Below are 12,668 nucleotides of genomic sequence, written 5' to 3'. Positions count from 1 at the left end.
CTTCACCGGCCCGACCGCACCATCTCTCGCAAAGCCTGGGAATGGTGCGCGATAATGGCGGTCTTGCAGGAACGAGGGATGCTGCAGCGCGATCGCTCGGGTCTCGGATTTGCGGTCGGCAAAGAGCCTCTTCCGTCAGCTCTCGCGGCGCACGGGGTCGAGGTGCTCGGAACTGACTTGGGATCGGACGAGGCAGGTTGGTCCCTCTCCGACGAGTACGCGCGATCTGCGGACCATCTCTTCCACCCCGCTCTCGTCGATCAAGAAACCTTCAAGCGGAACGTGCGATTCGCTCCGGCGGACATGAGAGACCTATGCGAATTCTCGACTGAAAGCTTCGATTTTGTGTGGAGCTCTTGTTCGTTCGAGCATTTAGGTAGTCTTCAAGCTGGCTTCAAGTTCGTGACAGAAGCTATGCGATTGATAAAGCCAGGTGGCGTCGCCGTCCACACCACAGAGTTCAACGTGGCATCCAACACCGAGACGTGGGAAAGCGGCGGTAGCGTCATCTACCGCAAAATGGACATCGAGACACTAGACTACATGCTACGCCGGAATGGCGCCGCACTAGAATCCGTTGATTTTAACCCGGGCGCGCACTTGCATGATATTGATTACGATTATCCTCCCTATTTCACACATGGCCGCAAGCACGTGAAACTGCTTTTGGGTCCGCACATCTCAACGTCAATTCTGTTGATCATCCAGAAGGGAAACTCACCGCCGAACGAGTGAAGCCTGTATCCGCGACGCGGGTGCCGTCATATTCTAAGCCACATGATCAGCTAGAGAGGGCGCACGTGAAGGTTTTGACAACTCTTGATGCTTTGGACAAAAAGCTCAAGGACTGCGCGGCGGCGACATCGGACGATGCGTTGCGCCAGATCTTCAGCACTTTCTGCGTGGATTTCGCGGCTCAGGTTCCACCTGATCCGTTCTCGCCCGATTACGCTGCTGCCCAAATGGGCTTCTACGAGTTCATTTCCGGTCGGCAGTACAAGACAAGCAACGAAGAAACGGTCTTTGACGTCGACGCAGCACTGAAGCGGCCGTTCCCCTATACCTCCAGCCCGGCAGTGGCCGGAGCTCACCTGTCCGCAATTGCTTTCCTCCTGCGTAACCTTGACCTGAAACCGGGCGCGCGGGTGCTCGACGTGGGCCCAGGCTGGGGCAATACGACCATGGCCCTGGCACAGTTCGGTTTTGATGTGACAGCACTGGATATCGAGCCTCGTTTCTGCGCCCTGGTCCGAGCGCGCGCACAAGCCCTGAACTTGGCTGTCAATGTCGTCAACGACGACTTCTTCTGGATCGAGCGCGCGGCAAGAGATTTCGACGCCATCGTCTTCTTCGAATCGTTTCATCACTGTGCTGATCATGCAAGGCTTCTGCGTGCACTGCCTGCTGCGCTCGCTCCCGGCGGACGTGTCTATTTCGGAGCTGAGCCTATTAGCCGAGACTTCCCGTTGCCGTGGGGCGTGCGAACGGACGGCGAGTCTCTCTGGGCCATACGGCAGAACGGTTGGCTGGAGCTTGGATTCCACGATCGGTATTTTCGGGCCGCCCTGCGCCGCGTAGGGTTGAAGCCATCGGTTTCTCGCTCGCTTGACCTCCCATGGATCAACGTATGGCGGGCGACGGTTGAGCCGGTCGAGCCTATCATAGTTCCCGCGTCCGATCCGAGATTGCAGAGCTTGGCGGGTACGCGTCAGCAGGAACTCATTGTGCTTGATGGGAGGGCAGGATACGGGTTGTTTGGCCCGTACATCTCTCTGCCTGCCGGTCGCTATGACGCTACAATCCAATTCGACATCAACACGTCCTTGACCGGGCGGGCCCGTTTTGAAATCGCGGCTTCCGGCGGAACCAGTCTCCTTGACTTCAAGGACCTTGACCTCGCCGATCTGTCCGAAGCTAGACCACGCGCAACAATTTCATTTCAACTGGACGACGACGAGAGCGGCCTGGAAACGCGTCTCTTGTGCGAGCCGGGATGTTCCGGGGCAATAGCACGTGTCGAAATAACCGAAAAAGATCTACCCGGAGCTTGAATTTAACGCGCAACATTTACCGTCTGCTTTGTGCGTGAGATTCGGCCCGCGCACGGGCTGACTTAGACAAGGAGCGGGTTTCGCCAGGCCTGCACGCCATCGACAACGACATGCGGGCCCGCCTCGGCCAGTCCGAGGATTGCGGGGCGTTCGACTTCAAGGTGCCATCCGGCATTGAGCAAGTTGTCGAACAATCTGCCCTCCAGTTGGCGCGAGTGCGTGCCGATGACCATATAGGCGACCTTCTGCTTCAGGAGAGACAGGCTGTCCCTGACTAGGTCGGCCTCTCCGCCTTGAATATCCACATGGAGTAGGTCGATCTTCTTATGCTCAGCGGTCAACTCCAAGATTGAAAAAATCGGTAGTTCTTCGTATGAGCCGGATATACGAGCTTGCTGCCGTTGTTCATCCGACGGGTCGAAGATCGGCTGGCCGCCCCAATGAACGCCTTCCTGTTTAGGGAAAAGTGCGAGCCCCGACCGAGCGGCCGCGATGCCGTGATGCAGCGTGACTTGCTCCGGATGCAACCCGTTTACTTCGCAGGTGCGTGCGGCCGAAGCCACATGATTTTCATCGCCTTCAACCCCGATCACTCGGACGTCCAGGCCGAGCCGACGAGCCGCGACGCCCGTGTTATTCATCCAGCAACCCCAACCACAACCGAGTTCAATCACTGTGAAACTCCCACGGGCAAGCTCCACCGCACGCAGCGCTCCGGCCCACTCCGCGACGTCTGCGTGCCAATTCGCTGGAATGGGAACACCTTCGACCTGTCCAAGTTGCTGACGTATGACTTCGGGAAGGAACTCCGGGGGAGCTTTGACGCCGAGGAAATTGGTTACGTAGCCGGGCGTCCCGGTCAAGCCGGAGACGGCATGACGCCGAACGAGCGATTGGGCATCAAACGTCGCTTGATAATGCATGAACGGGCTATCGACTGGCGTGGCATCCCGTTGAAGGCGAAGACGCTCAGCTTCCCCAGACAGACGCTCCCGTTCAGCCTGGAGTCGGAAACGCTCTTCCGTCAAGGCGCTTCGCTCAGCAGCGAAAGCGTCCCGTGAGTAGGCATGTCGCAGAGCATCAATCTTCAATCGCGCGTTCTGAAGAACCTTCACTATATGCCTCTTGCTACAGTCGCCAACGGAGGGCGACGTTCATTCAAGGATTAAGTACCAATCGTCCTCATAAAGCACTTGGTGGATTCGAGCCGCGGCATCGCTCCATGAGCTTTGTAAGACTGAAATAGAATTTGCATGACGGTCACCCGCCAGCCAGCGCTCAAGCAAGCTCGCCAGGCTCTTTGGCTCGTTTGGCGGAAAGTAAAGGACACCGTTCGAGCCGATTTCACGGAACACCGGAATATCGCTGCAGATAACGGGACAACCCATCCGCGCCGCCTCCACAACCGGCAATCCGAAGCCCTCGGCGATGGAGGGGCATATAACCGCGGTGGCGCGCTTGTAGCCATAAACCAGGTCGTCGTCGGAAGCGTCGGCAAGCCAGTGCAGCCGCTTTCCCAACTGGGGATGATTGAGAATTCGGCTCTCCAACTTCTCAATGTTCCATCCTTTTCGCCCGATAACGCATAGATCTGCGGCCACTCCACGGTCCCAAAGGGAATCAAATGCATCCAGGAGAACAGCATGGTTTTTTCGCGGCTCCAACGTGCCCACGGAAAGAAAGGTAGGGCTATCACCGCTGAACGCTTGCAGTGCCAGAGGACCGGGTGTTCTGTTTGATCCTAGAAGTCTGATGTCCGAACCACAGTGGAACCAGCCGATCTTGAGATTTTTCATGTGCGGTACGTTGTAACGTCGAATGTAGATGACAAGCTCATCTGCAACCGCACGCGAAATGCATAGTATTGCATTGCTGGTGGCGATCGCTGTCCGCAGCCAGCGCTCGTGGACTTCCGGAACACCCGACAGACAGACCTGGGGATGAAACTCCGGAATCAGATCATAAACACAAGTGATGACCCTTCCGCCGTGGTGCTTCACGTCGTCGAAAACCCGGTTATACTCTGGGTAACGGATCCAGTTTGAATCGAGCATGAAAAGGTCGTCGCCTGGCTGTATCTCGATCGGGTACGAGGCGGTGATCGGGTTGTGGCCCAACACACTTGCGGTGAAAGCCGGGATAGACACAGGGCCATCCACTTCCAGGCGCACAGCCAATGGAACCAGCGAATCCACGGTACTGAGTTCGTAAAAACTTGAGACAAGATGCCGGACAACGCGTTGAATGCCTGTCCAGTTGGCAGATTGGCTCGTGTCGGTTGCATCGATCAATAGACGCTTTTGCGAGTCTGACTTGAACGAGGGAACGCTGCGGAGCAGACAGGCGACAAAATCTTCAAGATCGTCGTCACACTCGGGCGCACCAGCAAGAACCTCGACAAACTCTGTCTTTGCTCCATCAAGATCGAGCAGTTCGCATGGCATGACGTGCGGTGCAATGCGCGCTGCTCCTATGTGACGCTCCAGGGCATCGAGCATCAACCGGGCTGATTTTGGCCAGGTGAATGCCTTCGCGCGTTCCAGGCCCCAGCTGGCAAGGTCTTGACGAAGGCTCTCATCTGTCAGCACGCGCTGCAATGTTTGTGCAACTGAGGCAGTTCGCGTCGGGTCAAATAGGATGTCACTCCGATTAACAATCTCGGGTATGCTGGAGTTGCCGGCCGCAATCACCGGTGCCCCACATTGCATGGCTTCCAGGATGGGAAGCCCAAATCCCTCATAGAGCGAAGGGAAAATGAAGCAGCGGCAGGTATTGAGCAGTCTAACCAAGTCGTCATCCGTGACATCGCGCGCGAGAATGAGACTGTCTGGCTCCAAGCCTAGGTCCAGTGCAAAGCGTTCAAACTCAGTTGCCGTCGCTCCGGCAAGAGACGTAACCAGAAGAAGTTGGTGCGAGCGTCTTACCCCGACGTCCAAGGCCGCAAAGGCTTCTACCGCCCCTCTCAGGTTCTTCCGAGGATCGGCTCCGCTGACATACATGACAAAAGGACGCGTCAAGCCAAACCTCGTCTGCACACGTCGACGTTCTTCTTCTGCCATAGGAAGCTGGCGGAACCGATCGTCTGCCGCTGCCGAAATGTTGACAACGCGGTCGGGCTCTACGTCGAGCCATGCGATGGCATCTTGCCGCGCCGACTCCGAAATCGCGAAAAGAAGATCAGCTGTCTTCAGAACATCCATCGTCGCGAAAAAGTTTTGCCGCACTCGTCTATCCTGAAGGTAGAGTTCCTCGAACACAACTGGAATAAAATCATAGACTATAGCTGCAGTCACTCGTGCCGGATAAGTTCGAAAATCTATGGGGCTGAAGTCTTCCGGAGCAATCTCAAACATACTCGAGAAGAGCAAGACGTCCGGCTGGAGGGCAGCGATATGGCGTCTCACGATGGCGTCAGCTATTCGTCTCCGTGGAGACGTGACAGGCGTGTGAAAACCCTCCGAGTCTGGGACGGCATAGGTGGACAGCGCCTGCTTTGGAAGCAAACCGTTGAAACGGCGTTCAGTCTCGTTGCAGGCATCGCCGAATCTGCTGTTGAGTACGAGGCGCAGATCATGATTGTTCGGCTCTTGCGCTACCGCTTCGATAAGGTGCGATGTGTACCGTCCAATTCCACGGCGGCGCGACCCATCGGTCAAGGCGCCCTGCATGTCGACCGCAATTCGCATCAGTTTGCTATCCCAGGGTTAGTTCTAACGCTTCGGCGACTAGTATTGGCTTCGCAGTCGCCGCAGACCAATGCCGTAACGTATCGATGTGACGATGGTGTCGTGTCTGTCAGTTTTTGCCTCGTGTGACCTGTTCCTGATTAGCTCCCGTGCGGGGAGATGCGCCGGGGGAACGTCCTGGTGCTGGACCGACGGCGGATCGAGGAACATTGGCGCGGTGGCAGGATTTCCGGGCGCTGTCAGGCTGGGACGGCGCACGTTCTGGACGACAAGTGGCAGTACCAGATGTGGCTGCGACCGGATAATCCGAAACGCAGTCTTTGCCTTCCGTAGCGGGGCGGACACGCGCCAGGATGTGCTCATCAGGAGGTCGTCTCGATGCTTTGCAACGAATGAGTGGGTATTCACAATGCTCTGAATGTGGGCCTCGAGGTCATCGATTTTCCTCGTTTGCCTATCCAGCTTCGCCTTGAGAGCAGATGCGACATTGACAGGCGCTTCGTTAGTGTCCGTGTCCGGGCCGACTAGCCCCGCGATGCTATCAAGCGCGTGCTGCTGCGCATGGAGGCGTTCTTCCAATGCCAAGATGTGGCGGCGTGACTGAGCTAATCTTCTGACCACAAAATCGACTTTTTGCGTCGCGCTAAATGCTTGATGAACAATTTCAGCCCGAAGATCAGTAACCACGCGAGCCTGGCGCACAAGCTCCATCTGATGTGTCTCCGCCTGTCTTGCGATCTCGAGCCTATGCTCTTCTGACTGCCTCGCGTTCTCCAGCCTATGCGCTTCCGCCTGTCGGACTAGTTCGGAATCATGAGCCCTCGCCTGATCGGCCACGGCCGTCTCGAGGCTGGAGTGCTGCAGTCGCAGATCTTCCAGCAGCTGTTTGAGCGCATCTTTTTCCTTCTGCTCATCCCCCAGCTTCCGATGCTGCTCCTCGCGCTCCTGACTTGCTGCTTCGAGTTGAGCCGCGATATGCACGGCCTGCTCCTCGAGCTGGGCCATGCGGACCGGTTTGAAATCGTCGAGCGCGTTTGGAGGGGCAGCCAATGTTGTGATCAGCTCGCTGTGTTCTTGCGCCACGAAGTACAGGTTCACGCCGTCAAAGAACGCCCGTTGATAGCCTGCCTGAAGGAGGATGTGTTCCCAAAGATGCTCGCTTCGTTGAGTACTTAAGGGCTCGGTTGCCTCCACCAAAACAATCCACGGGCGAACCTGTTCGAAATCCGCACCCTCGAGTACAGCCCGCTCCGCGCCCTCCACGTCAATCTTAAGGAAGTGCACGTCGCCAACCGATAATGTTGCGCAGATATCCGCGAGCGACAGCGACAACACGTCGTGGGCTTCCACGTCCCACCCCCGATTTGCCGCTTCAGCCGCAAACATGTCGACGGTCGTTGAGAGGCCAGTGCCTCTAACCGTCATGAAGCGGGATATACCGGACCGCGCTGTCACAGCGACGTTTATGTTCTTGTCCCGGGGACGCTTGTGGACACAGAGGTCGTAATACTCGCGGACAGGCTCGATGTTCACACCATGCCAACCACGCTCATAGAACGCCTTTGTGACCGAGAGTTCCTCGGGGTCGCACGCGCCGACATCGATGTAAAAACCGTTTTCGATATGCTTCAGGGCGCGCCAAAGGATGACATCCTCGCCGTTCTGAGCATAGGAGATAAAAGTCATTCGATACCTTTGTCGCTTCGTCGGTCGCAGGTTGCTGAAGGAGGTCAGGATGCTCCAGCGGGATGTTGATTCTAATCGGGCATACACGGCGAAGGGTAACGTGCCCAGCCACTTACCGCTAGCTGAGCTAGAGCATGCTGGTTGTGGAGCCTACGTCACTCGCGGGGCGCGTAGGTCCTGATCTCCGTCAACCGTTCCGCCATGCGGCGTCCGGCCGTCGACAGTGCAAGGAACCGGCGCGCCGCATCCTGCCCACGCCGCCCAAGAGCCGCCGCTGTCGCCGGATCGTCATAAAGTCCGCGCATCAGCTCTGCCGCATGCGCCTCGGAGGGTTCCGCCCACCGCGCCGCGGCATCGTAGGGCGGGAACTCCCGGCCAAGCGCGCGCACCTCGCAATCCACCAGCAAGCTGTTGCCGTCGTCCATGAACGACAGATTGCCGGAATAGCGGGTCGCGATCACAGGTTTGCCCAACAGCATGGCCTCCGCCATGGTCAGGCCCAATCCCTCCGCGCGATGCAGCGAGACATAGGCGTCACACCCATCCATCAGGGCCAGCGTCTCCTCCGGCGTGAAGACGCGGTCGATGATCGTGACGTTGGCGCCCGCCGCCGCCGCCCGCAGAGCCTTAAGCTCGGCCGCATGCTGCGGCTCGGACGTGGTCTTCAGTACCAGATCGACGGCCTCCTCGGGGCTGAAGGCTCGCCGGAAGGCGCGAATGAGGCCAAGCGGGTTCTTCCGCTCGCCGATCGAGGCCATGTGGAACGAAAACAAAAAGGCGAAGCGGCCCTCTCCGCGCGCCGGCGCCCCCAGCGCCTCACGCGGGCAAGGCGTGAACGGCCCGAGTCGCACGCCCGGAAAGAGAACCCGCACCGGCCGGTCCATGACGACCCGCCGAACCGCATCTCCGACAAACTCCGTGGCCGTCCAAATCTCGTCGACGGTGCGGGCAACCTCTGTCCAGGCCCGCGGCACCTCGTCGAGCTCCCAGTACCAGTAGGCGATCCGATACGTGCGCGGGGACCGTTCGGCGAGGTCGGCGCGCTCGTAGGCGTGGCGGAACAGATCGCCCGGCTGGACGTGGATGATCGTCACGTCGGCACTCTCCAGGCCGCCGTAGCTGATATGCGCCCGGTCGCTCTCGAACCTCGTGCGCACATCGCGTCGCGTCACGTCGGCCCCGGCCTCTTCCAGGGCGTCCGCCATGGCCTCCACCGAAACCCGCAAGCCGGACGGGTAGCAGAAGTGCCCCATGACGTTGACGGCTGGCCGGGTCAGATCGGTGGCCACACCATCTTGAAGCGCGGCCATGCACCAACGCCTCTGCGGCTGGGGTAGCCCGGCGGCGGGGCTCGCCAGCCATGTAAGCAGTGCCGTCGCCGCGTCCCGGTTGTCGCAGGCGCGCGGATGTTCTCGCCGCCAGTCTGCCGAGCGTGCGTAGGCCATCCGAAGCTGGTCGGCCGCAGACGGCAACTCCGGCCAGACCGCCGGATCGAGCCAAGTGGCCCCGGCGCGCACGTCGTAGGTCTGCGCAATCCAGCCGGCGAGGATGTCGCGACCGAAGACTGTCAACCCGAGCGGATGGGCTTGCTGCCAGGCGATGTGGAAGCGATAGGCGCGGACCAGTTCCGCCGCCGGGTTCTCGGCGCATGAAAGAAGGAGCCACCACGCCTCCTCAAGACGCAGGCCATACTCGAACCGTCCGCTGCGGAACAGGTAGCGGGCGAGGCCGGCATAGCCGGGCGGCAGCGTGCCAACGGGATGCGCCGCGTGCACATCGTCTCGCCAGGCATAGATCTGGCGGGGGCGCGCTGCGGGGTCGAGCGTCCAGAGGCTGTCGAGATGGTCCAGCAAACCCGGAGGCAACGGCACTTCATCGCGCGTTCCCTCCGCCAGCCACGCGGCGAAGGCGCCATCGCGCCCCTGGGAGAGAGCGTGGGGGAAGCGGACCCTCAAATCGCGACGGTAGCGCAGCAGGGCGATGATCCAGCGTGCCGCACCCCACGCGTCCTCGACCGGAGCCGAAGCGTTCGAAGCCGGCAGCACATGAGCCCGTGGCAGACCGGTGGCCGCAAGAACGGCGCCATCGTCGAACAGGTCGAGCGGCGCCACCAGCTCGGGCAAAGCCGCCAGCAGTTGCGCCGACTGCGCGCGAACGACCTCGACTGCGGAAGGCTCGCCCGGCGCGCGCAAAGTCGGCACCGGGTTGGTCCCACTGAGCCCCGGGTGGAAGAACCGGTCGTCTTCGGCGCCGAGCTCGCGCCGCGCCCGTGCAGCCCGGGCTATGTCCTCCGCCGGAATGTCCTCCTCGGTTGCCTCGGCCATGCGTGAGAGTTCCGCGAAGGGCGTGACGACCGTGCGGTCGCCGAACAACGCGGCGCGAAGGCTGAGCACGATGTCCGCGTTCGCCACGGCGAAGCCTTCGTCGAAGCCGCCAGCACGCTCGAATACCTCTCGGCGGACCATCTGGCATGCGCCCGCCACGGCTGACCGGTTGCGGAGGTGGCCGCCCGAGCCGAACACGCCCCACTCGGCAGGCTCCGCCTGCAGCAGGCGGCCTTGGGCGCCGGTCAGCTTGGCGCCGACCACGCCGACGCTTGGAAGCAGCGCCATCCGCACCATCTCACCAAGCCAACCTGGATTTCCGACCTCGAGATCACCCGCGAGGAACAGCAGCAGCGAGCCGCTGGCGGCCCTCGCACCACGATTGCAGGCGGCGAAAACCGTCAGGGGCTCAGGGGCGTCCACCACCCGCACCTGTTCGATCTGCCGGAGTTCGCCAAGCAACAGCCGTGCGTCGGGATCGTCCGACCCCCTCTCCACGACGATGAGTTCGATCGCGCGGTAGTCGGTCTTTTCAAGCACGCTCTTGAGACATCGCCGCAGCAGCGCCGGCTTTCGGTTGGCCACGACGACGATCGAGACGAGCGGTTGTTCGAGGATCTCCCAGACCGAGCGCTGGGTGCCGTCCGGCTGCGTCGTCACCTGCGCTCCTGCCCGGCCCTGCGACATCCAGTGGTCGTGCAGCACCCTTTGATGAGCGGCGGCGGCGCGCGTGCCGGGGCTGGGGCGTTCGCGGTGGCTTTCCGGTGGACGATGGCAGAGGACGGCGGGCAGGCGCCCGATCCTCAGGCCGGCTGCCAGAGCCGCACCGCTCAGCCGCAGGTTCAGCCCCCATTCCGCGCCGGCGCCCTGGCCGGTGACGAAGCCGCCCGCACTCTGGGCAAGGGCGCGGGAAAGCACGGTGAGACGCCCGAAATAGTTGAACGCCAGCAGCATTTCCGGCGACCATCCCGGCTTGAACTGCGGCTCCGAGCGCACGCCGATAGCGTCGACGACATCCTCGTCGCCATAGACCGCGGCGAGGCCGTCGTCCGACGCCAAGCTGATCGCCACCGACTTCAGCGCGTCCGGCGACAGCACGTCGCCGCTGTCCAACACGCCAACCCACTCGTCGGAGACCGACGCCAGCAGAGCGGCGAGGATGCCGCCGCGGTCCAGCTCCGGGACGCAAGGAACCAGCAGGAGGCGGCGATCGTGCGCGAGCGCGGCGGTCGCCGCACGTGCCGCCGCCGTGTCCGGCACGACGAGGGTCCAACCGGCATGGCTCTGGCGGAGCACGCTGGCGACGGTCGCGGCGGTGCCCGCATCATCGGCAGCGGTTGGCAGCAGCAGCGCGATCGCGGCAAGCGCGCGGTCCCCAAGCTGGATGAAGACCGCCGGCTCGAAGGCCTCGATCCACCGGGCGTAGGGATTGACCGGCGTCACCGGCTCGTCCGGCGGAGCGGCAGGGGGAAGGGGCGCCAGCGCTGGAGGTTCGGCGTTCGGGCCGAGGGGGAGCGCCAGCGGACCGGGCCGCTCCCGCAGGAAGCGGAGGCGCGCCGGGATTTTCCACGGCGTCGCCATCCACCAGCCCGCCTTGAGCGCGCGGCGTGCATGCTGGCGCAGCGGGCCGGGAACGGCGCCCGCCACACGGCCGACCGCGGCGCCAACCCGCCATGATGTGGAGTTCAGGAGCAGCAGGCGGTCGATTTCCAGGCGCCGGGCGTGGTCGCGCGCGCTGGTAAGGGCGGCCTCGGCCACCCGTTGCGCGACCTGGGCCTCCCGCATGAGGTCCTTCGCCGTCGCCAGCTCGCGGCCGAGGTTCGCCGCCGTCTCCCGGAGGGTATCCTGAGACCGCCGCAGTCCCGCCAGATCCTCGCGCAGCTCGATGATCTGGCCGCGCGCCCGGGAAAGCGCCGTTTCCGCGGCCTCGGCCGTCCGGGCAGCTTCGGTTCCGGCGGTCGCCGCTTCGGTCGCCTCCGCGCGTGCTTCCGCCAGGGAGCGGGTCAGACGCGCCTCCGTGGCCCGGGCCTTGTCCAGAGCCACAACTTGTCCGCGCAGACTGGCCTCGTGTTGCGTAACGGTCCGGCGCAAGTGTCTGGCGCGCCGTTCCGCTTCCCAGCGCCCGCCGAGGTAGGTGAAGCGGTCGCGCAACCGTATTGCCGCTTCTGCCGGCAGCGCCGTCAGATCCAGAACTGCCGTGGGCGCGTCAGGTCCGACACATAGGACGCCGAGGCCTTGGCCGTGTACGAACTCGAACGCCGGCCATCGTGCGGCGACCTCCGCCCAAAGACGCCAGACCTCGAAACCCGCCTGCCGTTCCGTGGTTCCGTGCAGCAGCACCACGGCCCGTTCCGACAGCTTTGGCAGCCAGGCCTCGAAGACACGGCGCAGGCGTTCGTAGCTATTCAGCCCGTCGATGTGCAGCAGATCGACCGAGCCGTTCGGGAAGCGGGCGAGCGCGTCGTCGAGCCGGCAGCGCAGCACGTGCGAAAATCCGGTGAAACGCTGCTCTAGATGGGCATGGAGGTCGTCATGGACTTCCTCCGCTTGAGCAACCAGGCTTTCCGCCGATACGTCGATTGAGAAACATTGTGTAGCGAGCCGGTCCCGCGCGACCGACTGGCAGAAGGCCGCATACGCTGCTCCGGGATGCGGCCCTATTTCGACCAGAAGAGCGGGTTGCGCCGCGCGCATCAACCAAAACGCGAAGGGCAGGTGGCCAAGCCAGGCGCTGTCGTGGCCGATCGGCGCGGCGTCCTGAAACAGGGCGTCCAGACGAGCATCCGTCAGGAGATCGAGCGCCGGATCCCGACCTGTCTCCGCGCTTAGCGGGCTCTCCATCCAACACAACCTTCCCCAACACGACTGGCCCTAGAACCGGCCGAAACCGATGTCAATTCTGCTTAAACCCTCAGCCGCGC

The 12,668-nt window shown here is 61.9% G+C and carries 6 protein-coding genes; 2 read left to right on the top strand and 4 right to left on the bottom strand.

The window, feature by feature from the left end; genetic code table 11:
• Positions 1-78: 78 nt before the first annotated feature.
• Positions 79-735 carry a class I SAM-dependent methyltransferase gene (locus tag ACOEQ1_RS12950; protein ID WP_419759664.1) on the top strand — a complete coding sequence of 219 codons (657 nt, stop codon included), beginning with the start codon at positions 79-81 and terminating at the stop codon, positions 733-735.
• 65 nt (positions 736-800) lie between these two features.
• The gene (locus ACOEQ1_RS12945; protein ID WP_419759663.1) at positions 801-2,051 is read left to right on the top strand and encodes an SAM-dependent methyltransferase; all 1,251 of its coding nucleotides are present in this window, start codon (positions 801-803) and stop codon (positions 2,049-2,051) included.
• Between the two features lie 62 nt (positions 2,052-2,113).
• On the opposite strand, the gene ACOEQ1_RS12940 is transcribed toward ACOEQ1_RS12945, so the two are convergent.
• The 4 genes from ACOEQ1_RS12940 to ACOEQ1_RS12925 all read right to left on the bottom strand — a co-directional run bounded on the left by ACOEQ1_RS12940 (position 2,114) and on the right by ACOEQ1_RS12925 (position 12,588).
• The gene (locus tag ACOEQ1_RS12940; RefSeq protein WP_419759662.1) at positions 2,114-3,166 is read right to left on the bottom strand and encodes a hypothetical protein; all 1,053 of its coding nucleotides are present in this window, start codon (positions 3,164-3,166) and stop codon (positions 2,114-2,116) included.
• Positions 3,167-3,205: 39 nt separating this feature from the next.
• Entirely contained in the window at positions 3,206-5,737 is a 2,532-nt protein-coding gene (locus tag ACOEQ1_RS12935; protein WP_419759661.1) for a glycosyltransferase family 4 protein, read from the bottom strand.
• Positions 5,738-5,776: 39 nt separating this feature from the next.
• Entirely contained in the window at positions 5,777-7,423 is a 1,647-nt protein-coding gene (locus ACOEQ1_RS12930; RefSeq protein WP_419759660.1) for an FkbM family methyltransferase, read from the bottom strand.
• A 155-nt stretch (positions 7,424-7,578) separates the two neighbouring features.
• A complete protein-coding gene (locus ACOEQ1_RS12925) occupies positions 7,579-12,588 on the bottom strand; it encodes a glycosyltransferase (protein ID WP_419759659.1) in 5,010 nt (1,669 codons plus the stop codon).
• Positions 12,589-12,668: the final 80 nt, after the last annotated feature.

This window comes from Acidisoma sp., from assembly GCF_965199065.1.
Taxonomy (GTDB): Bacteria; Pseudomonadota; Alphaproteobacteria; order Acetobacterales; family Acetobacteraceae; genus Acidisoma.
The sequence above is the reverse complement of the archived record's forward strand: the minus strand, read 5'-3'. Positions and strand labels throughout refer to the sequence as shown.

What these genes read in the sequence shown, in the direction of transcription:
- ACOEQ1_RS12925 (WP_419759659.1), bottom strand. Translation starts at nt 12,588, where the DNA reads ATGGAGAGCCCGCTAAGCGCGGAGACAGGTCGGGATCCGGCGCTCGAT.
- ACOEQ1_RS12930 (WP_419759660.1), bottom strand. Translation starts at nt 7,423, where the DNA reads ATGACTTTTATCTCCTATGCTCAGAACGGCGAGGATGTCATCCTTTGG.
- ACOEQ1_RS12935 (WP_419759661.1), bottom strand. Translation starts at nt 5,737, where the DNA reads ATGCGAATTGCGGTCGACATGCAGGGCGCCTTGACCGATGGGTCGCGC.
- ACOEQ1_RS12950 (WP_419759664.1), top strand. Translation starts at nt 79, where the DNA reads ATGCTGCAGCGCGATCGCTCGGGTCTCGGATTTGCGGTCGGCAAAGAG.